Origin of the sequence: Phenylobacterium sp., assembly GCF_013911965.1 — a bacterium.
Taxonomy (GTDB): Bacteria; Pseudomonadota; Alphaproteobacteria; order Caulobacterales; family Caulobacteraceae; genus Phenylobacterium.
The window spans coordinates 1-25,351 of record NZ_JACESE010000029.1 but is presented as its reverse complement, the minus strand read 5'-3'; the positions used below and the strand labels follow the sequence as shown (position 1 = coordinate 25,351).

The window sequence follows — 25,351 nt, the reverse complement described above, 5'->3', positions numbered from 1 at the left end:
TTCGACAAGCTGGCCAGGAACTTCCTCGCCGCCGTCCTGCTCGCCTCAACCCGCCTGTGGCTCAGAGCTTATGAGTCCACGCCCTAGACCGTGCGGGAACGCCGGGAAACCGGCGTTCCGCGTCGCGCCTGAAAATTCATCGGGCTGTCGTGTCCCCGTCATGGCTCAGGTTCAGAGCCGGCTGGTCGAGATTTCGACCAACAGGATCGGGGATAAAACATGCAGTCCTACAATCTGCGGCGCAGCCTCTATGCGACGGCTGCGTTCGTCGCGACGTCGGTGATCGCCGGATCGGCCCTGGCGCAGACGGAAGTCGCCAGCATCGTCGACGAGGTGATCGTCACCGGCACGCGCGAAGCCGGCCGCACCCAGTTCGACACCCTTGCGCCGGTGGATGTGCTCTCGGGGGAGAGCATCCAGGCCGCCGCCACGCCGCAACTGGGCGAGAACCTGGCCCAGCAGATCCCGTCCTTCATCGTCCAGCGCCTGCCGACCTCCGACGGGCTGCAGTTCGTCCGTCCGGCCACCCTGCGCAATCTGTCGCCCGACCAGACCCTGGTGCTGGTCAACGGCAAGCGCTTCCACCGCTCGGCCTTCCTCGGCTCGCGCGGCGCCCAGTCGGCCGACCTCGCCCAGATCCCGTCCTATGCGGTTGAGCGGATCGAGGTGCTGCGCGACGGCGCCTCGGCGCAGTACGGCTCGGACGCCATCGCCGGCGTCATCAACGTCATCCTGAAGGACGACATCGGCGTGAGCGGCTTCGCCCAGCTCGGCCAGTTCTCGGAAGGCGACGGCACGACCTACCGCGCCGGCGCCCGCGCCGGCCTTGGCCTCGGCGAGGGCGGGCATCTGGCCTTCACCGCCGAATGGTCCGACGCGGAGGAGACCTCTCGCACCCGTCAGCGCCAGGACGCGATCGACTTCGCCGCCGCCAATCCCGGCCTGACCGTTCCCGACCCGGTGCAGCGGTGGGGCAATCCGGAGCTGGAGACGCACAGCCTGGCGGTCGACATGGCCGCGCCGGTCATGGACATGGCCGAGCTCTACGGCTTCGCCACCTTCACCAAGACCGAGGGCTGGAACGACATCAACTGGCGCAACCCCGCCACCAACCCGGCCATCTTCGGCCCCTCGACCGCCTTCCCGGGCTTCGACCTGCGTTCGATCTATCCGGCGGGCTTCACGCCCATCGAAGGCATCAAGGGCGAGGACTATCAGACCGCGGCGGGTCTGCGCGGCGAACGGGGGGACTTCACCTGGGACGTCAGCGCCTCGGTGGGCCGCAACCGCAGCCAGTTCCTGCTCAACAACTCGATCAACGCCTCTCTGGGGCCGAACAGCCCGACGGACTTCAACCTCGGCCAGCTGGTGCAGGAGGAGTTCAACCTCAACGCCGACGGCGTCTACCGCATGAACATGGCGGCGCTCGCGGCGCCCCTGAACATCGCCTTCGGGGCGGAGCGTCGGGTTGAGACCTACAAGATCAAGACCGGTGACGAGGCGTCCTACGCCGTCGGTCCGGGCGCGGCCACGGGCCTGGCGCCCAACGCCAACGGCTTCCCCGGCTTCTCCGACATCCAGGCCGGGGAGTGGGAGCAGGAGAGCTACGCCGCCTATGTGGACGTCGAGGCCCAGCTCACCGAGCGCTGGAGCGGCGGCGTGGCCGTCCGCTACGAGGACTTCTCCGAGTTCGGCGACACGGTGAACGGCAAGGTCGCCACCCGGTTCGAGATCACCCCGAACCTGGCGGTGCGCGGCTCGTACTCCACCGGCTTCCGCGCCCCCACGCCGGGCCAGCTGAACTCGACCAGCACCTCCCAGGGCCTGGATACGGTCACGCTGCAGCTCTTCACCGCCGGGCGTCTGTCGCCGACCAACCCGGTGGCCGTGTTCCTGGGCGCCGAACCGCTGGAGCCGGAAGAGTCCGAATCCTTCACCGCCGGCCTCACCTGGCGGACGGACTACGGCCTGTCGGGGTCGATCGACGCCTACCAGATCGACGTGTCGGACCGCTTCTCCACCTCGGCCTCGATCACGGTGACCCCGGCGATCCGCGCTCAGCTGGTGGCCGCCGGCGTGCCGGGCGCGTCGTCCTTCACCCGCGTGAACTGGTTCGCCAACGACTTCGACACCCGCACCCGCGGCGTCGACGTGGTGGGCGCCTATGACCGTGCGCTGGGGGCAGGCCGCCTGAACCTGACCGCCGCCTACAACTACAACGAGACCGAGGTCACCGCCGGTTCGATCTCGGCGAGCGCCACCCAGAAGCGCCTGTTCGAGGAATCCCGGCCGCAGCACAACGCCACGGCCTCGGCGACCTACGGCTTCGGGCCGTTCGAGGTGGTCGGCCGCGCGCGTTACTATGGCGAATGGACGGACTCCACCGGCAACTCGACCGGCGACATCTTCCAGAGCTTCGGCGCCATCACCTTCTTCGACCTCTCGGCCAGCTACGCCTTCGCCGACCGGGCGACGGTGCGGGTCGGGGCGGAGAACATCTTCGACAAGTATCCGGACGAGGCGGTCTTCCAGGCCAGCCGCGGCCTCGTCTATTCGCGCAACTCGCCCTACGACACGAATGGCGCGATGTATTACGTCCGCCTGGACGTGAACTTCTAAGAGGGACGGAGAATGGACCGGCTCACCCGCCGCGGAATCCTGGGCGCGGCCCTGGCGACGGCGCCCGTCCTGGGCGCCGCCCAGGCCGCAACCGTCCCGGCGGGCGGGCCGGCGTCTCCAAGCGACGAGGCGTACTGGGGGCGCGTGGCCGCCCAGTACGACCTCACCGACGAGGTCGTCCAGCTCGAGAACGGCAACTGGGGCGTCATGTCCCGGCCGGTGCTGGAGGCCTACGAACGCCACCAGCGGATGGTGAACCGCCGCAACTCCTACTATTCGCGGCGCGAGTACGGCGCGGACCTGGAGCGCATCCGCGCCCGGGTCGCCGCCAATCTCGGCGTCGCGGCGGAGGAGATCGCCTTCACCCGCGGGGCGACCGAGGCCCTGCAGATCCTGATCGCCGGCTACAACCGACTGGGGCCGGGCGACGCCGTCGTCTATGCCGACCTCGACTATGACAGCATGCAGACCGCCATGGACTGGCTGGCCCAGCGCCGCGGCGTGGAGGTGGTGAAGTTCGGCCTGCCGGAACCGGCGACCCACCAGGGCCTGATCGACGCCTATGAGGCGGTCCTTTCGGCCCATCCCCGGGCCAGGCTCCTGCTGCTGACCCAGGTCAGCCACCGCAACGGCCTTCGCCTGCCGGTGGCGGAGATCGCCGACCTGGCCAGGGCGCGGGGCGTGGACGTCATCCTGGACGCCGCCCACGCCTGGGGGCAGGTGGACTTCAGGCTGCCTGAGCTCGGCTGCGATTTCGTGGGCCTGAACGCCCACAAGTGGATCGGCGCGCCGATCGGCGTCGGCGTGCTGTACATCCGCAAGGATCGCGTCGAAGCCATCGACCCGTTCATGGGCAGCGACGAGTACTCGGAAGGCGACGTGCGCCGCCGGGTTCACACCGGCACCTCCAACATGGCCGCCTATCTGGCCCTGGAGGATGCGCTGGATTTCCACGAGGCGACCGGCGCGGCGGCCAAGGAGGCGCGTCTCACCTGGCTGCGCCGCCGCTGGACCGAGCCGTTGCGCGACGTCGGCGGGATCGAGCTGCTGACCCCCGAAGACGACCGGCTGGGTTCGGCCCTCGCCGGCTTCCGCTTGGCGGGGAGGGCGGACGGTCCGTCCAATGTGGCCCTCTCGAAGGCGCTGCTGGAACGGTACGACATCTTCACGGTGCCGCGCTTCGGCCTCGCCAGCGGCGCCTGCGTGCGGGCGACCGTCAGCACGTTCACGACGCCCGCCGAGGCCGACCGTCTGGCCGCGGCCCTGGCCGATCTCGCGAAGGCCTGAGGCGAGAGGGCCGGCTTGGCGTTCTCCTTCCCTGCGGCTACGCAGAGACCAAAGGGACAGGAGCGCTCGCCATGCACAGAAAGCCCGACGGAAGCTGGGACAAGTCGAACCTGCCCAGCCGGCATGTGACCGAGGGGCCGAGCCGGGCGCCGCACCGGTCCTATTATTACGCCATGGGCCTGGGCAGCCGTGAGATCGCCCAGCCCTTCGTCGGCGTCGCCTCCTGCTGGAACGAGGCCGCGCCCTGCAACACCGCCCTGATGCGCCAGGCCCATGCGGTGAGCGAAGGCGTGAAGGCCGCCGGCGCGACGCCCCGGGAGTTCTGCACCATCACCGTCACCGACGGCATCGCCATGGGCCACGAGGGCATGCGCTCCTCCCTGGTCAGCCGCGAGGTGATCGCCGACTCCGTCGAACTGACCATGCGCGGCCATTCCTATGACGCGCTGGTGGGGGTGGCCGGCTGCGACAAGAGCCTGCCGGGCATGATGATGGCCATGCTGCGCCTGAACGTGCCCTCGGTCTTCCTCTATGGCGGCTCCATCCTCCCGGGCTGCTGGCGGGGGAAGGAGGTCACGGTGCAGGACGTCTTCGAAGGCGTGGGCCAGCACTCGGCCGGCGCCATGAGCGAGGCGGACCTGCGCGACCTCGAGCAGCACGCCTGTCCCGGCGACGGCGCCTGCGGCGGCCAGTACACGGCCAACACCATGGCCTGCGTGTCGGAGGCCATCGGCCTGGCCCTGCCGCTCTCCTCGGCGCTGCCCGCGCCCTATGAGGATCGCGACGCCTACGCCCGGGCCTCGGGCGAGGCGGTGGTCCGCCTGATCGAGCAGAACATCCGGCCGCGCGACATCTGCACGCGGAAGGCCTTCGAGAACGCCGCCGTCGTGGTGGCGGCCACCGGCGGCTCCACCAATGGGGGGCTGCACCTGCCGGCCATGGCGCACGAGTGCGGCATCGAGTTCACCCTGCGCGATTTCGCCCAGATCGCCGCCCGCACGCCCTATATCGCCGACCTGAAGCCGGGCGGCCGCTTCGTGGCGAAGGCCATGGGGGAGGCCGGCGGCGTGCCCATGCTGCTCAAGACCCTGCTCGAAGGCGGCCACCTGCACGGCGACTGCATGACGGTGACGGGGAAGACGCTGGCGGAGAACCTGGCGGAGGTGACCTGGCGCGACGACCAGGAGGTGATCCGGCCGGTCAGCAATCCGCTTTCGCCGACGGGCGGCGTGGTCGGCCTGTGGGGCACGCTCGCGCCGGACGGCGCCATCGTGAAGGTGGCGGGCCTGTCGCACACCCGGCATCGCGGGCCGGCGCGGGTCTTCGACGGCGAGGAGGCCTGCTTCGAGGCGGTCGAGCGCGGCGACTACAAGGAAGGCGACGTCCTGGTCATCCGCTACGAAGGCCCGCGCGGCGGACCCGGCATGCGCGAGATGCTGTCGACCACGGCGGCCATCTACGGCCAGGGCATGGGCGACAAGGTGGCCCTGATCACCGACGGCCGTTTCTCCGGCGCCACGCGCGGACTCTGCATCGGCCATGTGGGGCCGGAGGCCCAGGCCGGCGGGCCCATCGCCCTGATCAAGGACGGCGACATCATCGCCATCGACGCCGAGGCCGGAACCATCGACATCGAGGTCGATCCGGTGGAGCTGGAGCACCGCAAGCACCACTGGAGCCCGCGCCGGACCAACTACAATTCCGGCGCGCTGTGGAAATTCGCGCAAGCCGTCGGCCCGGCGCACAAGGGGGCGGTCACCCATCCCGGCCAGGCGGCCGAGACCCACGTCTATGCCGACATCTGAGATGCGCCGGCTGGGCCTGATCGGCGGGATGAGCGCCGAGAGCACGACCACCTACTATCAGCTCCTCAACCAGGGCGTCCGCGCCCGTCTGGGCGGCCTGCACTCGGCCGAACTGCTGCTCTGGTCGGTGGATTTCGCGCCGATCGCCCGGATGCAGGCCGAGGGAGACTGGGACGCCGCCGCCGCCGTCCTGTCGGAGGCCGCGCGCCGCCTGGAGCAGGCGGGGGCGGAGGCGCTGATGATCTGCGCCAACACCATGCACCTGGTGGCGCCGGCGGTGGCCGACGCCGTCTCCATCCCACTGATCCACATCGCCGATGCGACCGCCGAAGGGCTCAAGGCGCAGGGGGTGAGGCGGCCGCTGCTGCTGGCCACCCGCTTCACGATGGAGAAGGCGTTCTATCGCGACCGGCTGGCCGCACACGGGATCGAGGCCATGATCCCGGGCGAGGCGGGGCGGGAGCGCCTCCACGCCATCATCTATGACGAGCTTTGCCAGGGCGTGACGGATGTCGGCTCACGCACAGCCGTCATGGCCCTGATCGAGCGGGCGCGGGCCGAGGGCGCCGACGGCGTTATCTTCGGCTGCACCGAGATCGGCCTGTTGCTGGAGCCGGACGCGGTGGGCCTGCCGGTGGTCGACTCAGCCGTGGCGCACGTCGGCGCGGCGCTCGATTTCGCGCTGGGAACCTAGCGGTCGGCCCGTTTCTTCTCGGCCTCGGCGTTGATGTATTCCTCGAAGCCGCTCGCCTCCACCGCCCGGTCCGCCAGCCGCGGCTGGGTCGTGTAGTCGGCGGGCCCCTGGTTGAAGGTGACGTTCGGACCGCTCGAGGGCGGAGCGGACACGGAGAAGGGGCTGGGTTCGTCCCAGGGCTTGGCCTTTCCCTTGCTCGCCTCGTACTCGGCCTGCTCGGCGGCGGTCACCACGCCGTCCTTGTTCAGGTCGGCCGGTTTGTGAAGGGACAGGGTCTGCGCCTGAGCGCCGGAGGCCAGCAGCGCGCCTGCGGCGAGTGCGACAAGTCCAGAACGCATGGCGGCCTCCACCCTCGGAAAGGGGGCCGACTTTCTCGCGTGAACGACGCGGGATCAAGGCCCTACGGCAGGGCGGGAACGCCGAACAGGTAAGGGTGGGCGAAGAGCAGCGCAGCATAGACGCCCAGCGCGATCGCCGGTTTGATCACGCCGATTTCGCCCAGGCTCAGCTTCTGCCGCCCGGTCAGGACGGCGGCGAACGGAATGTTGGAGGTCCGCGCGGCGAAACCCGACCACCGGTCGCCCAGGGCGCGCCTGCGCTTGGCGTCGATGCTCGCCGTGCCGAACACCGCCAGGACCAGCAGCGACCCGAACAGGATCAGGCTGGCGCGGTCGCCGTTCACGATCAGGTGCCCGGCGGCCCAGATGGCCACGCCCCAGAGGAAGGGATGGCGGGTCACGCGCAGTATGCCCTTCACGGCGTCGTCCCGGTCCAGCACCCCTTCCTGCTTCACGCTGGTGGGATTGGGCGTGGCGAGGCCCAGGACGATGAACAGTAAGGCGATCACCTGAAGACTCAGCTGCAGGTGGCGTCCGGCCGGCGTCACGCCCCAGTAGGCGAGGTTCCAGGCGTCGTCCCGCGCGCCGGCATAGGCGAAGCCCAACCAGGCCAGCGCGGCCACCGAGGCCAGGGAGAAGAGGCCCATATAGGCGCCTTCGCCCAGCCGGGCGACCAGGGCGTCGCGCACCCGCGTGCCCGAGATCAGCAGATGGATGAGGACGAAGACGGCTGCGGCGGCGATCAGGTTGGTCATTGGCGTTCCCCCGAGGCGGCCTGACCTTCCGCCTGAAAATTTACAGCGTCAAGAGAACGCTTCGTCCGGGTCGTCGAAGAGGTCGCGGGTCTCGGGCTCGCGGACGGCTCGCCGCGACGTGGCCCGCGCGCGCGGGGCTGGCGGCTCGTCCTCGTCCCAGGGCGGATCGTCCGCGGCCGCAGCCGGGCCGGGCGCGGCGACGGGCGCAGGCTCGGGGCGCGGCGGCGCAGCCGGACGGACCGCGGCGGCGCGCGCAGGCGCGGCGCGGCGCAGGATGGCCTCCGCACGTGCGACCCAGCGGTTGCCCTCCTGGATCGCCTCGACCGGCGAGGGGGCGTTGCGGCGGGTCGCATCGCCCGGCCCCCAGAGTTCCAGCTCGAAATCGGGATAGCGGGCGTCGTCGAAGATCAGCCGGAGACTGACCTGGCCGACGCCCCCGGAGGTCTGCTCCAGGGCGCGACGCGTCTCGCCGCGATAGACGCGGGCGCGCACGTCGCCATCGACGATCAGCTCGACCCCGACCAGTTCCTCCAGGCGGTAGACGAGGCACCAGGCCCCGGATTCCCAGGCCACAGCGGCGAGATTTCGCGAGAAGCTGAAGCCTGCGCCGCGGCCGCGGCCCACAGAGACGATCACAGCGTCGGCCGGGACCTTCATCACATGGCGGAAGGCGCGCCGGATGCGGCGCTCCTCGTCCATGAACCAGATGGCCGCCGACCCCGCGAAGGTCACCGCGGCGCCCGCCAGGGCCAGCCAGAGAAGGAGTCGCACCGTCTCGTCCATGACGGCGAAGCTAACCTTGTTCGCGCAGGGCGAGAAGCCGCTTAGAGGTCGAGCTCGATCACCAGCGGCACATGGTCCGACGGCTTTTCCCAGCCGCGCACGTCGCGGTGGATCTCGCACCTGCGCAGGAGGTCCGCGGCCTGGGGCGAGAGCAGGGCGTGGTCGATGCGGATGCCGTGGTTCCGCTGCCAGGCGCCGGCCTGATAGTCCCAGAAGGTGTAGGCGCCGGGGGCCCCGTCGGCCTGCAGATAGGCCTCGGTCAGGCCCAGCCACTTCAGCGCCCGGAAGGCTTCGCGAGTCTCGGGGCGGAAGAGGGCGTCGCCGACCCAGCGCTCGGGGTTCTCGGCGTCCCGCGGCTCGGGGATGACATTGTAGTCGCCCATCAGGGCGAGCGGCTCTTCCAGCTTCAGCAGGTTCTGGGCGTGGCGGTTCAGGCGCGCCATCCATTCCAGCTTGTAGGCGAACTTCTCGCTCTCGACCGGATTGCCGTTGGGCAGGTAGATCGAAGCCACCCGGACGGGCCGGGGTCCGGAGACCACCGCCTCGATGTATCGCGCGTGCTCGTCGCCGTCCCCCTCGGGCAGGCCGCGGGTCACGTCCTCCAGCGGGGTCTTCGATAGCAGGGCCACGCCGTTGTAGGACTTCTGGCCGTGGACGGCGATGTTATAGCCAAGCCTTTCAAAGGCTTCGGCCGGAAACTTCTCATCGACGCACTTGATCTCCTGCAGACAGGCGACGTCGGGCTGGGCCTCCTCGAACCAGCGCGTCACCGTCTCCAGGCGGGCGTTGATCGAATTGACGTTCCAGGTGGCCAGGCGCATCGAGCTCTCCAGCGTTCGCGGCGAAGCGCGAAGCTAGAGGGGCGCACCCTCCGGCTCAATCACCGAGTGGCTTCAGATGGAGAAGCTGACGCCGCAGCCGCAGCTGGACTTGGCGTTGGGATTGCGGATCTTGAATTCCGCGCCGACCAGCTCGTCGACGAAATCGATCTCCGAGCCCTTCAGCAGGACGAGCGAGACCTCGTCCACCAGGGCCGCGGCGCCGTCGCGCTCGATGCGCAGGTCGTCGGGTTCGGCCTGGTCGACCAGGTCGAGCTGATACTGGAATCCGGAGCAGCCGCCGCCCTCGACGGCGACGCGCAGCATCACCGGCTTGCCCTCGGCCTGGCTGATGGCCTTCAGGCGCTCGGCGGCGGCGGGGGAAAGGGTCAGGTCGGTAGTGGTCATGGCCTGTTAAACGAACCGGTTGCCTGGACTATATGAGGTCGAGAGCGGCTTCGACCAAGAGGCCTTAGCGAAGAAGGGCTTGATGGCCGCCACCCTGCCACCCCGCGTTCCGTTCGCCGAAAACCCCGCCACCTCCCTCGGGCGCAAGTTCGAGGAGGCCGAAAGCGCCACCCGCACGCCGTTCGCCCGCGACCGCGACCGGATCATCCATTCGACGGCGTTCCGGCGGCTGAAGGAGAAAACCCAGGTCTTCGTCGCCCACGAAGGCGACCACTTCCGGACGCGCCTGACCCACTCGCTGGAAGTGGCGCAGATCGCCCGCTCGGTGGCCGCGGCCATGGGGCTGGACGCCGATCTGGCCGAGACCATCGCGCTGGCGCACGATCTGGGTCACCCGCCCTTCGGCCACGCCGGCGAGGACGAGCTGCAGATCCTGATGGCCGACTACGGCGGCTTCGACCACAACGTCCAGACCTTCCGCGTGGTCACCAAGCTGGAGCGCCGCTATCCCCGGTTCGAGGGCCTGAACCTGACCTGGGAGACGCTGGAGGGCGTCATCAAGCACAACGGCCCGGTGGCCGGGAAGCTCGACCGGCCGTCCTGGAGCGCCATCGCGGAGTTCGACGCCGAGTACGGCCTGCGCCTTTCGACCTGGGCCTCCGCCGAGGCCCAGGTCGCCGCGCTCGCCGACGACATCGCCTACAACAACCACGATGTGGACGACGGCGTGCAGGCGGGCCTGTTCCATCTGAAGGAACTGCTGGACGTGCCGCTGATCGGCCCCATCCTGCATCAGGTCTTCAAGGAGTATCCCGACATCGACCCCGGCATCGTCCGGCTGGAGGCCGTGCGGCGGATGATCGGCGCCATGGTCGGCGATGTGCTGGCCGAATCCGCGCGTCGCGCCGCGGCCCACGGGCTGTCCGGTCCGGAGGACGTGCGGATGATGGGCGGGCCGCTGGTCGCCTTTTCCCGCGACATGGCCGAGGACCTGGCGCAGCTGCGCGCCTTCCTGATGGAGCGCATGTACCGGCACTGGCGCGTCAACCGCACCCGCAGCCAGGCGCGCCGCATTCTGGCCGAGATGTTCGGCTTGTTCATGCGCGAGCCGGACGTCCTGCCCACCGAGTGGTTCGCACGCCTGAAGGACCGCGACGAGGCCGGGCGGGCGCGGGTGATCTGCGATTACGTCGCGGGCATGACCGACCGGTACGCCATCGAGGAACACCGCCGTCTTTTCCATCTCGACGTCTGGAATTAGCCGTCGGGAAGGGGCCGCGCGGCGGTCTGTTTCGTTAGACTGAGTTCGACCGCCGCGCGATTCGCACTCGTGCGGCCCTGACACGATTCCCGCGGAGCCTTCGCGATGTCCGACCATGATCGCGGCGCCTATACGCCTCCGACCGATGCGCCGCTCTCCTTCGACGCCCGCCAGCCCGTGCGCGGCTCGCGGCCGACGCCCATCATCCTGGTGGTCAGCGCCATCGTCCTGGTGGTGCTGGTGGCCGCCATCGTCCTCATCTACCGCTCCGGCGCCCGTGAGGCGGGCGAGCCGCCGCAGACCGTGGGCGCGCCGATCGGAGAGATGAAGACGGCCCCCTCGCCGGAGGACCAGCCGGTCGATCCGGCCACGGGGCTGCAGATCTATCAGTCCGAGGACGGCGACGTGACGCCGGGCGAGCCCAACTTCGTGGCGCCGCCGGAGGCCCCCCAGGCGCGGCCCACGGCGCCGGACCTGCGTCCCTCGGCGCCGGTGGAGACCCGGCCTGCGCCTCCGGCCGAGCCCGCGCCGGCCGCCAAGACCCCCGAACCCAAGGCGCCCGAACCGAAGACCCAGGTCGCCCCCTCCAACAAGGTGGCCACCCCGCCGGCGCCGCCGGCCGCCGCCACGGGCGCGGCCATGGTGCAGGTCGGCGCCTTCTCTTCCGAAGCCCTGGCCGACGCCGGCTGGACCGAGGCGGTGCGCGCGGTCTCGGACCTCGCGGCCGGCAAGGGCAAGCGGGTCGAGCCCGTGCAGAGCAACGGCAAGACCCTCTATCGGGGCTATGTCACCGGCTTCAACACCCGCGCCGAGGCTACCGCCTTCTGCGAGCGACTGAAGTCCACCGGCCGGAGCTGCTTCGTCCGGTGAGCATCCAGGCCTGCATCTTCGGCTGCCAGGGCCTGAGCCTCACCGCGGAAGAGGAGGCCTTCTTCCGCGACGTGAGGCCCTGGGGCTTCATCCTCTTCAAGCGCAATGTCGAGAGCCCGGGCCAGGTGCGCCGCCTGGTCGAGGCGCTGCGGGAGACGGTGCAGCGCCCCGACGCGCCGGTGCTGATCGATCAGGAAGGCGGCCGGGTCCAGCGGCTCGGGCCCCCGCACTGGCCGGTCTATCCGCCCGGCCGCGCCTATGGCGAGCTGGCCGGCAACGATCCGCTGCTGAAGCGGGAGATCACGCGCCTGGGCGCGCGCCTTCTGGCCCACGACCTGGCGGAACTCGGCGTCAATGTCGACTGCGTGCCTGTCCTCGACGTGCCCCAGCGCGGGGCCCATGACGTCATCGGCGACCGGGCCTATGGCGACACGCCCGAGCAGGTAGCCCTGCTGGGCCGCGCGGCCGCCGAGGGGCTGATCGCTGGCGGCGTCCTGCCGATCATCAAGCACATCCCCGGCCACGGCCGCGCCACGGCCGACAGCCACCTGGATCTGCCCGTGGTCGATGCGCCTTACGAAGCGCTGGACGCGACCGATTTCGTCCCCTTCCGCGTGCTGTCGGACATGCCGATGGCGATGACGGCCCACGTGGTCCACACGGCCATCGATCCCAGACGCCCGGCCACCACCTCGCGCAAGGCGATCTCCGAGGTCATCCGCGGCGCCATCGGCTTCGATGGTCTCGTCATGAGCGACGATCTTTCCATGAAGGCCCTGTCGGGGGATTTCCGCGCCCGGACGCGGGCCTCGCTGGCTGCCGGCTGCGACGTCGTCCTGCACTGCAACGGCGACATGGACGAGATGAGCGAGATCGCCAAGGCGTGCCGGCCGCTGGCCGGTCGGGCGAAGCGCCGGGCCGAGGCCGCGCTGGCGCGGATCGCCAGAACGCCCGAACCCTTCGACGTGGCCGAGGCGAGGGCGCGCTTCGCCGCCGCCTTCGAGGCGCAATGAGCGGGCCCGGCTTTCAGCCGAATCTCGATTTCGAAGCCGCCGCCACGGCGGCCGAGGACGGCGAGGCCCTGATCATCGACGTCGACGGCTACGAAGGTCCGCTGCACGTCCTGCTGGCGCTCGCCCGCACCCAGAAGGTCGACCTGCTCAAGCTCTCGGTGCTGAAGCTGGCCGAGCAGTATCTGACCTTCGTCCACCGCGCGCGCCGGCTGCGCTTCTCCCTGGCGGCGGACTACCTCGTCATGGCCGCCTGGCTGACCTATCTGAAGTCGCGCCTGCTGCTGCCCAAGCCCGAGCGCCCCAAGGCCGAGGAGCCGCCCGCCGAGGAGATGGCCGCCCAGCTCGCCTTCCGCCTCGCCAAGCTGGACGCCATGCGCCAGGCCGCAGAGGCCCTGAAGGCGCGGCCGCAGCTCGGCCGCGACGTCTTCGTCCGCGGCGATCCCGAGGCGATCCGGATCATTCCGTCCATGCGGCTGGAGGGCGACCTCTACGGCCTGATGGACGCCTATCTCGATCAGCGCCGGCGGGAAGAGGCGCGTCACTACGCGCCCCGTCCGCCTAAGGCCTATCCGCTGGAAGCCGCCCGCGACCGGCTGCGCGGCCTGCTGCCGGAGCTCGACCGCTGGACGCCGCTGGCCGGGGTGGCGCCGGTCCGCGCCTCGCTCAGCGACGGACCCTCCCAGGCCTCCTTCGTCGCCTCGACCCTCTCGGCGAGCCTGGAGCTCGTGAAGGAGGGCGCTCTGGAGGCTCGGCAGCTCGAGGCCTTCGCCGACATCTACCTGCGGGCCCGCCGCGGGGAGGTCAGCGCATGACCGATCCGGTGGAGCGGGCCATCGAAGCCCTGCTGTTCGCCGCGGCCGGCCCCCTGAGCGCCGCCGAACTGGCCGAACGCCTGTCGCCCGACGCCGATGTGGGCGCCGCCCTGATGGCCCTGAAGGCGCGGTACGAGGGGCGGGGGGTCGAGCTGGCCTGCGTCGCCGACCGTTGGCGATTTCAGACCGCCCCCGATCTTTCCCACCTGATGACCGAGGAGCGGGAGGAGCCGCGGCGCCTGTCGCGTGCGGCGCAGGAGACGCTCGCCATCATCGCCTATCACCAACCCGTGACCCGGGCCGAGATCGAGGCCGTGCGCGGCGTGCAGGCCAGCAAGGGCACGCTCGACGTGCTGCTGGAGCTGGGCCTCGTCCGCATGCGCGGCCGCCGGCGGAGTCCGGGGCGGCCGGTGACCTATGGCACGACCGACGCCTTCCTTGAGCACTATGGCCTGGCCAGCCTCGCCGACCTGCCGGGCATGGCGGAGATGAAGGCCGCCGGTCTTCTCAGCCTCGACCTTCCGCCGGATTTCGCGGTCCCCGATCCTTCGGCCGTGCGGAGCGACGAGGATCCGCTCGAGACCGACGACGAGGCGCCCGAATTCCACACCGACTTCCTCGGTCCCGACGAGGAGAGCCGCTCGCGCTGAGGCCTCAGAACCGCCCCGCGCAAAAACGCCGCGTCCCTCGCCTTGGCGCTTGGGGGTCGCACCCTTTATATTGACCTGGAGTGAGGGGCGGGCGACGCGGTCGCTGAGCGCCGCTCAACAAAGGAGTTTCGCCTTATGGGCTCGTTTTCGATCTGGCACTGGCTGATCGTCCTCGTCGTCTTCGCTCTGCTGTTCGGCGGGCGGGGCAAGATTTCGTCCGTCATGGGCGACGCCGCCAAGGGCATCCGCGCCTTCCGCGACGGCCTGAAGGGCGAGGAGACCAGCGAGCATGCCGAGCAGCAGCCGGTGAAGACCATTCCCGAACGGGAAAAGGACGAGGTGCGGAGCTAGGCTCTGCGCTGGCGCCGGCCCGTCCGGCGCAAGGATCACGTTCGCGGCTGCCCGGCGCGGCGGCCGCTTCTCCATTCGGCCCTCTGGGCTCTAGGCGATAACGGCCATGCTTCCCGACATCGGCGCAGGCGAGCTCCTGCTCATCGGCATCGTCGCCCTGGTGGTGGTGGGGCCCAAGGACCTGCCCGTGCTGATGCGTCGCCTGGGCCAGTTCACCGCCCGGCTGCGCGGCATGGCGGCCGAGTTCCGCGCCAGCTTCGACGAGATGGGGCGGCAGTCGGAACTGGACGACCTGCGCCGCGAGGTGGAGGCCCTGCGTTCGGGCCGTCTGGCCGACGAGCAGCTCGGACGGACCGACGCCCAGGCCGTGATGCGCGAGATCGAGAGCGGCCTGGCGCGGGGCGACATGCAGGTCAGCCCGGCCGCCCACCCCTATGCCGGGACGCAGTCCCTGTCCGAGCCGGAGCCTTCCGCCGCGCCGGACGCCGCGCCCGCCCCGGAACCGGCGGCGGGTCCTGAACCCGCGGCCAAGGCCAAGGCGCCGGCCAAGGCGAAGACGGCGGACGCCCCCGGAACGAAGGCGAAGGCCGCCAGGCGCTCGGCCAAGGCGCCCTCCGACGGCGCCGACAAGCCCAAGTCCCCACGCGCCCGCCGCAAGCCTGCGGAGGGCCAGGCGTGAGCACCTATGACGACGAGGACGAGCGCGAGATCGAGGCCTCGCGGGCCCCGCTGCTCGACCACCTGATCGAACTGCGCAAGCGCCTGATCGTCTGCATCGTCGGCTTCGGCCTGGGCTTTGGCCTGTGCTTCGCCTTCGCCGAGCCGATCTATATCTTCCTGTTGAAGCCCTTCGAGACGGCGGCGCGGCTGATGGCCGCCCAAGGGGAGGGGCATGCCCACGGCCCGTTCGCCCTGATCTCGGCGCTGGCCGGCATGAGCGAGGCGCCGGAGGCCGGCGAGCGGCTGCGGCTGGTCTTCACCGCGCCGCTGGAATTTTTCTTCACCAAGCTGAAGCTGGCGGCCTTCGGGGCCGTCGTTGTGGCCTTCCCGATCATCGCCTATCAGGTCTACGCCTTCGTGGCGCCGGGTCTCTACAAGCGCGAGCGGCGGGCCTTCCTGCCGTTTCTGGTGGCGGCGCCGGGCCTGTTCCTGCTGGGGGCCGCGCTCGTCTACTTCATGATCCTGCCCTTCGTGCTGTGGTTCTCGCTGTCGCAGCAGATCGTGGGATCGGGCGCGGTGTCGGTGGAGCTCCTGCCCAAGGTCTCGGACTATCTGACCCTGGTCACGACCCTGCTGCTGGCCTTCGGCCTCTGCTTCCAGCTGCCGGTGGTCCTGACGCTTCTGGCGCTCACCGGCGTCGTCAACGCACAGATGCTCCGCACGGGCCGGCGCTACGCCATCCTCGGGGTTTTCGTGGTGGCCGCGGTGGTCACGCCGCCCGACCCCATCAGCCAGCTCTCGCTCGCGATCCCGATCATCCTGCTCTACGAAATTTCGATCTGGTGCGTCGGGCTCATGGAGCGCCGTAGGCGGCGCGACGAGGCCGACGAGCCGGGCAGCGACGTCATCCCCATCTGAGCCTCGCCTCCGGGCTTGGCCCCATGGCCGACGCGCTCTAGAGAAGGCCGCTCACCTCCAGACCGCCGGCGCTTCCATGCACGACATCAAGGCTATTCGCGACAATCCCGACCTCTATGAGAAGGCCTGGAGCGCGAAGGGCCGGTCCGGAGTCGTGGCCGAGCTGCTGGCCCTGGACGAGCGCGTGCGCGCGGCCCAGACCGAACTGCAGAGCGCCCAAAGCCGGCGCAACGACCTTTCGAAGCAGATCGGCCAGGCCAAGGGCCGCAAGGACGAGGCCGAGGCGGCCCGGCTGATGGCCGAGGTCGAGACCCTGAAGGGCGTGCTGGAGACGCAGGGGACGGTGGAGCGCGACACCGGCGAGGCCCTGCGCGACCTGCTGGCGGGCCTGCCGAACATCCCCGCTCCGGACGTGCCGTCCGGCGCCGACGAGACCGACAACCAGGAGGTCCGCCGCTGGGGCGAGCCCTTCGCCATCGCAGCGCCCAAGGACCACACGGACCTGGGCGAGGGCCTGGGCCTGATGGACTTCGAGGCCGCCGCCCGCATGAGCGGCGCGCGCTTCGTGGTGCTGAAGGGTCAGCTCGCCCGGCTGGAACGGGCGCTCGGCCAGTTCATGCTGGACCTGCAGACCCGCGAGCACGGCTATCTCGAGGTCTCGCCGCCGCTGCTGGTGCGCGACGAGGCGGTGTTCGGCACCGGCCAGCTGCCGAAGTTCGCCGAAGACCTGTTCCACACCGAGGACGGCCGCTGGCTGATACCCACCGCCGAGGTGTCGCTGACCAATCTGGTGCGCGAGCAGATCACGCCGTCCGAGGAGCTGCCCCTGCGGCTGACGGCGCTCACCCACTGCTTCCGCTCCGAGGCCGGCGCCTCGGGCCGCGACACCCGCGGCATGATCCGCCAGCACCAGTTCCAGAAGGTCGAGCTCGTCTCGATCACCACGCCGGACCAGTCCGAGGCCGAGCACGAGCGCATGGTCGAATGCGCCGAGGCCGTGCTGAAGGCGCTGGAGCTGCCCTTCCGCACCATGCTGCTGTGCTCGGGCGACATGGGCTTTTCGGCCCGCAAGACCTATGACCTGGAGGTCTGGATCCCCTCGGAAGGGCGCTATCGCGAGATCAGCTCCTGCTCCAACTGCGGCGACTTCCAGGCCCGCCGGATGAACGCCCGCACGCGCGCGGCCGGCGAGAAGGGCACGCGCTTCGTGCATACGCTGAACGGCTCGGGCCTGGCCGTCGGGCGCACCCTGGTCGCCATCCTGGAGAACTATCAGGACGAGAACGGCGCCGTGGCCGTGCCCCAGGCCCTGCATCCCTACATGGGCGGCCTGACCCGCATCGGCGGCGCGGCATGAGGATCCTGCTGACCAACGACGACGGCATTCACGCCGAGGGGCTGGCGGCTCTGGAGCGGATCGCCCGCCAGCTGTCGGACGACATCTGGATCTGTGCGCCGGAGTACGAGCAGTCGGGCGCCTCGCGCGCCCTGACGCTCGCCGACCCCGTGCGGGTGCGGACCATCGATCCGCGGCGCTTCGCCATCACCGGCACGCCCACCGACTGCGTCATGCTGGGCATGACCGAACTGATCGAAGGGGCCAAGCCCGACCTGGTGCTGTCGGGCGTCAACCGCGGCGCCAACATCGCCGAGGACGTGACCATGTCGGGCACGGTGGCCGGCGCCATCGAGGGCATGGCCATGGGCGTGCCCTCCATCGCGCTGTCGCAGATGGGCGGCCTGCATCCCAGCGACCCATTCTTCGAGGTGGCCGAGGCCTTCGCGCCCGGCATCGTCAAGCGGCTGATCGAGATCGGCTGGCCCAAGGACGTGGTCATGAACCTCAACTTCCCGAACCGGCCGCTGGGCGAGGTGACGGAGGTCGAGGTGACGCGCCAGGGCTTCCGCGACGTGCAGGTCCGCCACGCCGAGCGACGCAGCGACCTGCGCGGCCGCGACTACTACTGGATGGGCTTCCGGCAGGAGAAGTCGCAGCCGGCCGACGGCACGGACCTCCTGGCGCTCTACGAAGGCCGGATTTCGGTGACGCCGCTGCACATCGACCTGACGCACGCCGAAACCGTCTTCAATATGCGCAAGGTGCTCGGCGGGGCTCCCCCCAAGGCGTGAGATGGCACAGGACGACGACACGCCCGAAACCCGGCTCGCCCGGCTGGTCCTGTCCCTCCGGTCGCAGGGCGTGACGGACCCGAAGGTGCTGCGCGCCCTGGAGGCGACGCCGCGACAGCTCTTCACGCCCGATCTCTTTCAGGAGCGCGCCTTCGAGGACTCGGCCCTGCCGATCGCCTGCGGCCAGACGATCAGCCAGCCCTTCATCGTCGGCCTGATGACCCAGGCCCTGAAGATCGAGCCGAGGTCGCGGGTGCTGGAGATCGGCACGGGCTCCGGCTACCAGACGGCGATCCTCTCCAAGATGGCTCGTCTGGTCTACACGGTGGAGCGCTACCGGACGCTGATGGCCGAGGCCGAGGCCCGCTTCAAGGCGCTGGAGCTGACCAACGTCATCACGCGCTTCGGCGACGGCGGGCAGGGATGGCCCGAACAGGCGCCCTTCGACCGCATTATGGTCACAGCCGCGGCGCCAGATGAGCCCAAGGCTCTGCTCTCCCAGCTGAAACCCGGGGGGATTCTCGTGGCGCCCGTCGGCAAGGGGCCCGTCCAGGTGCTGAAGCGCTACACGGCGGACGGGCAGGGGGGCCACACGGTCGAGGACCTGGGCGAGGTGCGCTTCGTCCCGCTTCTCGACGGGGTCGCCCGGGAACTCTGAGCCGCTGCGGCGGAGCCATTGTGGGTTGGCTTGGGCGTCGGCCTTAACCCATCATAAACCAAGACGCCTCGACTGATTCCGAACCTGCCCCACGGAGCGGCGATGACGCATTTCATGACTCGGACGGCCCTGATCCTGCTGGCGGGAAGCGCCCTGGCCGCCTGCACCACCTATCAGCCCTCGGGCGTCGAGCCGGTGCGGCCCAACTTCCCCGTACGCCAGCCGCCGCCGGGGCAGGCCCCGCCGCCCGCCATCGAACCGGGCGTCCAGCCCGGCGAGACGCCGCCGCCGGCCGCGCAGCCCACAAGTCCGGTGGAATCGCGCCCGCTGGACCCGCTGCCGTCGGCCCAGCCGCGGCCCAGCGACTCCTACCCGCCGCCGCCGCCGCCGCCGGCCATCGAATACGAGACGGTCACCCGCACCTCGGCCACCGGCCAGGTGGTCGACGCCGACGGCCCGCCGCAGAGCTACACGGTCGAGGCCGGCGACACCGTCTATGGCATCGCGCGCAAGCTCAATACGACGCGCGACCAGCTCGCGGCCGACAACAACCTGTCGGCGCCGAACTACGTCATCCGTCCGGGGCAGGTCCTCAAAGGGCCTTCGAGCAAGACCAAGGCCTATGTGGTGGTCAGCGGCGACACGCTCTACGCCATCGCCCGCCGGTTCAACGTGTCCAGCCAGGCCATCGCCGACGCCAATGCGATGCAGGTTTCCGACGTGATCCGTCCGGGGCAGCGGCTGATCCTGCCGGACGGCTTCCGCGACACCGGTCCGATCACCTCGACCGTTCGCGTTCCGGTCGCCAGCTCGCCGCCGGCCCAGACGCCTCCGCCACGTCCCCAGCCCGCGCCGACCCAGCCGCCGCCGACTTCGCCGCCGCCGGCTCAGGCGCCGGCTCGCACGCCGCCGGTGACGACCCCGCCGCCGGCGCGGCCGAGCCCGGCCAATCCGGCGCCGGCGCCGGCGCCGACCACGCCGCCCATCGTCCCGTCCACCCGCACGCCGGCCGACGCCCAGATCTCGCAGCTTGGCCGGGGGCGGTTCCTGTGGCCGCTGCGGGGCGACATGCTCTCGACCTTCGGCCCCAAGGGGACCGGCCAACGCAACGACGGCGTCAACATCCGCGCCCGCGCCGGGGAGCCGGTCCGCGCCGCGGCCGCCGGCGACGTGGTCTATGCGGGCGACCAGGTGCCGGGCTTCGGCAACCTCGTCCTCATCAAGCACGCCGACGGCTGGGTGACGGCCTATGGCCACCTGTCCCGCGTGGACGTGAAGATGCAGGACAAGATCGCCCAGGGGCAGCAGATCGGTCAGGCCGGCGACACCGGCGGCGTGTCCGAGCCTCAGCTGCACTTCGAGGTGCGCTATGCGCCCACGCCGCAGGACCGCGCCCGGCCGATCGACCCGATGCTCGTCCTGCCGCAGTAGGGCGAGAGGTCAGAGGGGCAGGGGCTTCCCCTGCTCCCCGGCCAGGTCGCGGATGAACTGCCAGGCCACCCGGCCGGACCGCGCGCCGCGCAGCTGCGCCCATTGCAGGGCGCGTCGGTCGAGGTCGGGATCGGCCAGGCCGAACTGCGCGGCATAGGCGCGGACCGCCGCCAGATAGGTCGGCTGATCCATGGGCGGGAAGCCGATCCACAGGCCGAAGCGGTCGGAGACGCTGACCTCCTCCTCGGCGTCCTCGGCGCTGGCGATCAGGCCGCGGTCTTCCTGGTGACCGCGCGGCATCAGGTGGCGCCGGTTGGAGGTGGCCACGAAGAGGACGTTGGCCGGCGGTCCCGAGACGCCGCCCTCCAGCGCCGACTTCAGCGCCTTGGCCGCCGCCGCGCCCTCTTCGAACGACAGGTCGTCGCAGAGCACCACGAATCGCTCGCTCCGCGCCCGCAGGACGTCGAACAGGGCGGGGAGGGCGGTGACCTGATCGCGGTCGACCTCGACGAGCTTCAGGTCGGCGCGCGCTTCCGCCACCGCCATGAAGGCCGCCTTGGAGATCGAGCTCTTGCCCGTGCCGCGCACGCCCCACAGCAGGACGTGGTTGAAGGGCAGGCCCCGCGCGAACCGCTCCAGGTTCTCCACGAACCGCGTCTTCTGGCGATCCACGCCCACCAGCGAGTCGAGACCCAGCGGATAGTCGGGCGCCGGATGAAAATCGCCGGTCGCCGGATCATGGCGGAAGAGCTTCGCACCGGCGAAGTCCGCCTTGCCGGCCACCGGCGGGGCCAGTCGTTCCAGGGCCTCGGCGATGCGGGCGAGCAGGGGTTCGAGCGATGCGTCCATGGGTGCGCTGCTTAGCCGCCGGGCTCGCATTGCAAAAGGGGGGCGCAACGCATAGCTTCCGCCGACCTGAAGAGGGGCCGGTTCGTCCGGCCCGTAGAGACCGCTAGCCGGAGAGGCCATGTTCGCCACCCCCGCATTCGCCCAGACCGCCGCCGGCGCCGCCGCCGGCGGGCCCGCCGCCATGATCATGCAGTTCCTGCCGCTGATCCTCCTGGTCGTGCTGTTCTATTTCCTGATGATCCGGCCGCAGCAGCGCCGGATGAAGCAGCACCAGCAGATGATCGCCAACCTGAAGCGCGGCGACCAGGTGGTGCTGTCCAGCGGCATGATCGGCAAGGTCGTGCGCGTCGAGGACGCCGAGGTCGGCCTCGAAATCGCCACCGGCGTCACTGTAAAGGTGGTCAAGGGCATGATCTCCGAGGTCCGCGTCCGCGGCGAGCCCGCGCCGGCCAACGACGCCAAGTCCTGATTTCCGCGAGAGCTTAAGGGCGCCTTCGCCTCATGATGAACCTGTCGCGCTGGAAGGTGATCGCCGTCGTCCTGTCGGTGATCTTCGGCGTCCTCTTCACCCTGCCGAACCTGCTGCCCCAGCAGACCCTGGCCTCCCTGCCGAGCTTCTTCCCGAAGCAGACGCTGAATCTCGGGCTCGACCTGCAGGGCGGTTCCTACCTGCTGCTGGAGGTCGACACCGACGCCCTGCGGGCCGAGCGGCTGGTCAATACGGTGGAGGATGCGCGCGTCACCCTGACGGGCGAGCGTATCGCCTTCTCCAATCTGCGGCAGCAGGACGGCGAGATCACCCTGACGGTCACCGATCCGGACCAGCAGGCCGAGGCGGCGTCCCTGCTGCGCAACAATCTCGGCGCGCCCATCGCCGGGAACACGGGCGGGAGCGACGTGCTCGTCCGCACCGAAGGCGAGGCGGGTATCCGCATCAGCTTCGTCGAGGACGCGGTCAACGCCGAGGCGGCGCGCGCGGTGGAGCAGTCGATCGAGATCATTCGCCGCCGCATCGACGAACTGGGCACCAAGGAGCCCACCATCATCCGCCAGGGCGTCAACCGCATCGTCGTCCAGGCGCCGGGCGAGAGCGATCCGGAGCGGCTGAAGGACGTCATCGGCCAGACCGCCAAGCTGACCTTCCAGATGGTCGATGAGACCGCCGATCTGGCCGCCGCCGCCCAGGGACGCGCCCCGCCCGGATCCGAGGTGCTGCCGATGGAGGAGGGCCCGACGCCCTTCATCGTGGTGCGTCGCCGGGCCGTGGTTTCGGGGGAGATGCTCACCGACGCCCGCCAGGCCTTCGACCAGCAGACCGGCCAGCCGGTGGTCAGCTTCCGCTTCAACAGCCAGGGCGCCCGCCGCTTCGGCGAGGTGACCAGCGCCAACATCGGCAAGCGCTTCGCCATCGTCCTCGACGGCAAGGTGATCTCTGCGCCGACGATCCAGTCGGCCATCACCGGCGGCAGCGGTCAGATCACCGGCAGCTTCACGCCTGAAACCGCCAACAACCTCGCCGTCCTGCTCCGCGCCGGCGCGCTGCCCGCGCCGTTGACCGTCGAGGAGCAGCGCACCGTGGGGGCCGAACTGGGCGCCGACGCCGTCCGCGCCGGCCAGATCTCCACGGGCGTCGGCTTCGTCGCCATCCTGGCCTTCATGCTGGTCGCCTATGGCGGCCTGTTCGGCGGGATCAGCGTCATCGCGCTCCTGATCAACGGCCTGCTGATCATCGCCGTCATGTCGGTGACCCAGGCGACCCTGACCCTGCCGGGCATCGCCGGCCTGATCCTGACGCTCGCCGTGGCGGTCGACGCCAATGTGCTGATCTATGAGCGCATGCGCGACGAGATCCGATCCGGAAGACCGGTCATATCGGCCATGGACGCGGGCTTCTCGCGCGCCATGACCACCATCATCGATGCGAACGTCACCACCATCCTGGCCGCGCTGATCATGTTCCAGTTCGGCTCGGGCCCGGTGCGCGGCTTCGCCTGGACGCTTTCCATCGGCGTCGTCACCTCGGTCTTCACCGCCGTGCTCGTCACCCAGGTCCTGCTGGCCCTGTGGTTCCGGGCTGCGCGGCCCAAGACCCTGCCGATCGTTTGAGGTCGCCCGCCATGTGGCCCCTGATCAAGATCCTGCCGATCAAGACGAACTTCCGGTTCGTCGCCTTCGCCAAGTACGCCGGCGCGCTGTCGTTGCTCGCGACCATCGCCTCGCTCTTCCTGGCCCTCTATCCGCTGACGCCGCCCTGCGGCGGGCTGAACTGCGGCATCGACTTCAAGGGCGGCACGCTGCTCGAGATCTCGACGGCCCCCGAAGCGGTCGACCTTGGCGCGGTTCGCCGGGCGCTGGGCGAGATGGACATGGGAGACGTCCAGGTCCAGGCCTTCGGCGCCCCGTCCTCGGCCATGGTCCGCTTCCAGACTCCGGAAGGCGAGAGCGCCGCCCAGGCGGTGGAAGAGGTGAAGGCCACCCTGGAGCGGACCCTGGGCGAGGTGACCTTCGCCAAGACCGAGGTGGTCGGCCCCAAGGTGTCGGGCGAGCTCTTCCAGAGCGGTCTCCTGGCCCTGGGCCTCGCGATCGTGCTGATGCTGCTCTACATCTGGTTCCGGTTCGAACTGCAGTTCGGTCTCGGGGCGGTGATCGCGCTCTTCCACGACGTGATCCTGACCTTCGGGGTGATCGCGCTGTTCGACCTGGAATTCTCGCTGACCACCATCGCGGCCATCCTCACCATCATCGGCTATTCGATGAACGACACGGTCGTGGTGTTCGACCGCCTCCGCGAGAACCTGCGCAAGTACAAGCGCATGCCGCTCGGCGAGGTGATCGATCTGTCGATCAACGAGACGCTGTCGCGCACGGTGATCACCGGCCTGACCGCCGTGCTCGCCCTTGGCGGTCTCGCCCTCTTCGGCGGACCGACTCTGTTCGGCTTCTCGATCATCATGATCTTCGGCATCGTGCTGGGCACCTATTCGTCCATCTATGTCGCTGCGCCGGTCATCCTGCTCTGGGGAGTCAAGCGCGGCGACGAGGACGTCGAGCCCATCGCACCCCTGGCCCGCTGAGCCGTGGCCCGCAACGCGCCCAGCGTGGATTCCTTTGGCCCGGGCGGCTTCCGGGTCTCAGGCGTCTGGATGCCGGGTTCGCTGCTGATCGTCTCCGACGTGGCGAGCCCCTGGCCGGTGCGCAGCCTGTCCGAGGCCATGCCCGACGCCCTCTATCCCGTCTTCGCCGCCGGCGCCCGGGAGGTCGAGTTCCTGCTCCTGGGCACGGGCGCGGCCAACGCCCTTCCGCCGCGCGAACTGCGCCAGATGCTTCAGAAGGCCGGACTCGGCCTGGAGTACATGGACACGCCGGCCGCCTCGCGCATGTACAATGTGCTGACGAGCGAGGGCCGTCGGCTGGCCTGCGGCCTCATCGCCATCTGAGGCGCCTTTGGCCGCTTCGCGGGCCGAGGCTTCAAGGAGCAGCATGACCGACGACGCGCCCCCGCCCGAGGACCTCGACGCCCTGGTCGCGCGGGTCGATCCGGACCGCTGGCTGTCGAGCCGTCTGATCGCCGATCCTGAAGCGAGGGCCGACGCCATCGCCATCTACGCCTACGACCACGAACTGGCGCGGGCGCCGCGGGTGGCGTCCAATCCCCTGCTGAGCGAGATCCGCCTGACCTGGTGGCGCGAGGTGCTGGACGAGACCTTCGAGGGTCGCGCCGTGCGGCGTCACCCGACCGCTCAGGCGCTGGCCGCGGCGGTCCGTCGGCATGATCTGCCGAGAACGTCGCTGGAGGCCATGATCGACGCGCGCTATCGCGAACTGGACCCTGCGCCAATGGCGCCGGACGAGGCGCTCGCCTGGGCGCGGGGCACGGCGGGTGAGGCCTCTCGCCTTGTCGCGCGTCGTCTGGCCGGCGCGGCCGATGGCGACAAGGCCGAGGCCGCCGGCGCGGCCTGGGCCCTGGCCCGGCGGCCCGAAGCGGACCGGGCGCAGATCGAGGCCTTGCTCGCGCAGGCGAAGGGGGTCGGCGTCGCCGCCTTTCCGGCGGCCGCCCATGCCAGCCTGGCGCAGAGCTATCTGCGCGGGCGGCCGGGTTCGGACCTGCGCAAGCGCGCCCGGATCACCTGGGCGGCGCTGACCGGCCGGCTCTAGGGCGTGGACTCATAAGCTCTGAGCCACAGGCGGGTTGAGGCGAGCAGGACGGCGGCGAGGAAGTTCCTGGCCAGCTTGTCGAAGCG

The 25,351-nt window shown here is 70.2% G+C and carries 27 protein-coding genes and 2 pseudogenes; 22 read left to right on the top strand and 7 right to left on the bottom strand.

What is annotated here, in order from left to right; all coding sequences use genetic code 11:
• From H2041_RS18710 to H2041_RS18690, 5 genes and pseudogenes are all read left to right on the top strand, one after another.
• A pseudogene (locus tag H2041_RS18710) lies at nt 1-87 on the top strand (IS5/IS1182 family transposase); the annotation flags it as partial.
• Between the two features lie 132 nt (nt 88-219).
• Nucleotides 220-2,619 carry a TonB-dependent receptor gene (locus tag H2041_RS18705; protein WP_293415342.1) on the top strand — a complete coding sequence of 800 codons (2,400 nt, stop codon included), beginning with the start codon at nt 220-222 and terminating at the stop codon, nt 2,617-2,619.
• Between the two features lie 12 nt (nt 2,620-2,631).
• The gene (locus H2041_RS18700) at nt 2,632-3,906 is read left to right on the top strand and encodes an aminotransferase class V-fold PLP-dependent enzyme (RefSeq protein ID WP_293415340.1); all 1,275 of its coding nucleotides are present in this window, start codon (nt 2,632-2,634) and stop codon (nt 3,904-3,906) included.
• A 71-nt stretch (nt 3,907-3,977) separates the two neighbouring features.
• Nucleotides 3,978-5,711, top strand: coding sequence for a dihydroxy-acid dehydratase (gene ilvD, locus H2041_RS18695; protein ID WP_293415338.1), 1,734 nt, complete (start codon nt 3,978-3,980; stop codon nt 5,709-5,711).
• Nucleotides 5,698-6,405 (top strand): aspartate/glutamate racemase family protein, encoded by a 708-nt coding sequence (locus H2041_RS18690; RefSeq protein WP_293415336.1) that lies wholly within the window; start codon nt 5,698-5,700, stop codon nt 6,403-6,405. The genes ilvD and H2041_RS18690 overlap by 14 nt, the downstream gene beginning before the upstream one ends.
• Here H2041_RS18690 and H2041_RS18685 read toward each other — a convergent pair.
• The 5 genes from H2041_RS18685 to erpA form a co-directional block, all read right to left on the bottom strand.
• Complete coding sequence (locus H2041_RS18685; protein ID WP_293415334.1) at nt 6,402-6,743, bottom strand: hypothetical protein; 342 nt, start codon at nt 6,741-6,743, stop codon at nt 6,402-6,404. The two genes, H2041_RS18690 and H2041_RS18685, sit on opposite strands and share 4 nt — an antisense overlap.
• Before the next feature lie 62 nt (nt 6,744-6,805).
• Nucleotides 6,806-7,498, bottom strand: a complete 693-nt coding sequence (locus H2041_RS18680) for an NnrU family protein (protein ID WP_293415332.1) — start codon at nt 7,496-7,498, stop codon at nt 6,806-6,808.
• 48 nt (nt 7,499-7,546) lie between these two features.
• On the bottom strand, nt 7,547-8,269 hold the full coding sequence (locus H2041_RS18675) for a hypothetical protein (protein ID WP_293415330.1): 723 nt from the start codon (nt 8,267-8,269) through the stop codon (nt 7,547-7,549).
• Between the two features lie 53 nt (nt 8,270-8,322).
• The gene (gene xth, locus H2041_RS18670; RefSeq protein ID WP_293415328.1) at nt 8,323-9,102 is read right to left on the bottom strand and encodes an exodeoxyribonuclease III; all 780 of its coding nucleotides are present in this window, start codon (nt 9,100-9,102) and stop codon (nt 8,323-8,325) included.
• A 72-nt stretch (nt 9,103-9,174) separates the two neighbouring features.
• Nucleotides 9,175-9,507: an iron-sulfur cluster insertion protein ErpA gene (gene erpA, locus H2041_RS18665; RefSeq protein ID WP_293415326.1), complete on the bottom strand. Its 333-nt coding sequence runs from the start codon at nt 9,505-9,507 to the stop codon at nt 9,175-9,177.
• A gap of 82 nt (nt 9,508-9,589) precedes the next feature.
• Here erpA and H2041_RS18660 point away from each other — a divergent pair, with 82 nt between their 5' ends.
• From H2041_RS18660 to H2041_RS18605, 12 genes are all read left to right on the top strand, one after another.
• Nucleotides 9,590-10,768, top strand: a complete 1,179-nt coding sequence (locus H2041_RS18660; RefSeq protein WP_293415324.1) for a deoxyguanosinetriphosphate triphosphohydrolase — start codon at nt 9,590-9,592, stop codon at nt 10,766-10,768.
• Between the two features lie 105 nt (nt 10,769-10,873).
• Nucleotides 10,874-11,638, top strand: a complete 765-nt coding sequence (locus H2041_RS18655) for an SPOR domain-containing protein (protein ID WP_293415322.1) — start codon at nt 10,874-10,876, stop codon at nt 11,636-11,638.
• Nucleotides 11,635-12,651 carry a beta-N-acetylhexosaminidase gene (nagZ, locus tag H2041_RS18650; RefSeq protein ID WP_293415320.1) on the top strand — a complete coding sequence of 339 codons (1,017 nt, stop codon included), beginning with the start codon at nt 11,635-11,637 and terminating at the stop codon, nt 12,649-12,651. Before H2041_RS18655 ends, nagZ begins: the two co-directional genes overlap by 4 nt.
• Nucleotides 12,648-13,463, top strand: a complete 816-nt coding sequence (locus H2041_RS18645; RefSeq protein WP_293415318.1) for a ScpA family protein — start codon at nt 12,648-12,650, stop codon at nt 13,461-13,463. Before nagZ ends, H2041_RS18645 begins: the two co-directional genes overlap by 4 nt.
• Nucleotides 13,460-14,113, top strand: coding sequence for an SMC-Scp complex subunit ScpB (scpB, locus tag H2041_RS18640; RefSeq protein WP_293415316.1), 654 nt, complete (start codon nt 13,460-13,462; stop codon nt 14,111-14,113). Before H2041_RS18645 ends, scpB begins: the two co-directional genes overlap by 4 nt.
• 135 nt (nt 14,114-14,248) lie before the next feature.
• Nucleotides 14,249-14,464, top strand: coding sequence for a twin-arginine translocase TatA/TatE family subunit (locus tag H2041_RS18635; RefSeq protein WP_293415314.1), 216 nt, complete (start codon nt 14,249-14,251; stop codon nt 14,462-14,464).
• A 106-nt stretch (nt 14,465-14,570) separates the two neighbouring features.
• Nucleotides 14,571-15,143 carry a Sec-independent protein translocase protein TatB gene (gene tatB, locus H2041_RS18630; protein WP_293415312.1) on the top strand — a complete coding sequence of 191 codons (573 nt, stop codon included), beginning with the start codon at nt 14,571-14,573 and terminating at the stop codon, nt 15,141-15,143.
• Nucleotides 15,140-16,042: a twin-arginine translocase subunit TatC gene (gene tatC / locus H2041_RS18625; protein WP_293415310.1), complete on the top strand. Its 903-nt coding sequence runs from the start codon at nt 15,140-15,142 to the stop codon at nt 16,040-16,042. Before tatB ends, tatC begins: the two co-directional genes overlap by 4 nt.
• A gap of 76 nt (nt 16,043-16,118) precedes the next feature.
• Nucleotides 16,119-17,399, top strand: a complete 1,281-nt coding sequence (serS, locus tag H2041_RS18620; protein WP_293415308.1) for a serine--tRNA ligase — start codon at nt 16,119-16,121, stop codon at nt 17,397-17,399.
• Nucleotides 17,396-18,172 (top strand): 5'/3'-nucleotidase SurE, encoded by a 777-nt coding sequence (surE, locus tag H2041_RS18615; RefSeq protein WP_293415306.1) that lies wholly within the window; start codon nt 17,396-17,398, stop codon nt 18,170-18,172. The genes serS and surE overlap by 4 nt, the downstream gene beginning before the upstream one ends.
• 1 nt (nt 18,173) lies before the next feature.
• The gene (locus H2041_RS18610) at nt 18,174-18,830 is read left to right on the top strand and encodes a protein-L-isoaspartate(D-aspartate) O-methyltransferase (RefSeq protein ID WP_293415304.1); all 657 of its coding nucleotides are present in this window, start codon (nt 18,174-18,176) and stop codon (nt 18,828-18,830) included.
• Between the two features lie 114 nt (nt 18,831-18,944).
• Complete coding sequence (locus tag H2041_RS18605) at nt 18,945-20,261, top strand: LysM peptidoglycan-binding domain-containing protein (protein WP_293415302.1); 1,317 nt, start codon at nt 18,945-18,947, stop codon at nt 20,259-20,261.
• 9 nt (nt 20,262-20,270) lie between these two features.
• On the opposite strand, the gene H2041_RS18600 is transcribed toward H2041_RS18605, so the two are convergent.
• Nucleotides 20,271-21,110: an ATP-binding protein gene (locus tag H2041_RS18600; protein ID WP_293415300.1), complete on the bottom strand. Its 840-nt coding sequence runs from the start codon at nt 21,108-21,110 to the stop codon at nt 20,271-20,273.
• A 118-nt stretch (nt 21,111-21,228) separates the two neighbouring features.
• Between H2041_RS18600 and yajC the strand changes: the two genes are divergently transcribed.
• From yajC to H2041_RS18575, 5 genes are read left to right on the top strand one after another with little or no spacing between them, the layout of a single operon-like run.
• On the top strand, nt 21,229-21,579 hold the full coding sequence (gene yajC / locus H2041_RS18595; RefSeq protein WP_293415298.1) for a preprotein translocase subunit YajC: 351 nt from the start codon (nt 21,229-21,231) through the stop codon (nt 21,577-21,579).
• A 32-nt stretch (nt 21,580-21,611) separates the two neighbouring features.
• The gene (gene secD, locus H2041_RS18590; protein WP_293415296.1) at nt 21,612-23,216 is read left to right on the top strand and encodes a protein translocase subunit SecD; all 1,605 of its coding nucleotides are present in this window, start codon (nt 21,612-21,614) and stop codon (nt 23,214-23,216) included.
• A gap of 11 nt (nt 23,217-23,227) precedes the next feature.
• Nucleotides 23,228-24,184: a protein translocase subunit SecF gene (gene secF / locus H2041_RS18585; protein WP_293415294.1), complete on the top strand. Its 957-nt coding sequence runs from the start codon at nt 23,228-23,230 to the stop codon at nt 24,182-24,184.
• Nucleotides 24,185-24,187: 3 nt separating this feature from the next.
• Nucleotides 24,188-24,547 (top strand): Mth938-like domain-containing protein, encoded by a 360-nt coding sequence (locus H2041_RS18580; RefSeq protein WP_293415292.1) that lies wholly within the window; start codon nt 24,188-24,190, stop codon nt 24,545-24,547.
• A 43-nt stretch (nt 24,548-24,590) separates the two neighbouring features.
• Complete coding sequence (locus H2041_RS18575) at nt 24,591-25,265, top strand: squalene/phytoene synthase family protein (protein ID WP_293415290.1); 675 nt, start codon at nt 24,591-24,593, stop codon at nt 25,263-25,265.
• Here H2041_RS18575 and H2041_RS18570 read toward each other — a convergent pair.
• Nucleotides 25,262-25,351, bottom strand: a pseudogene (locus H2041_RS18570) (IS5/IS1182 family transposase); the annotation flags it as partial. The gene H2041_RS18575 and the pseudogene H2041_RS18570 sit on opposite strands and share 4 nt — an antisense overlap.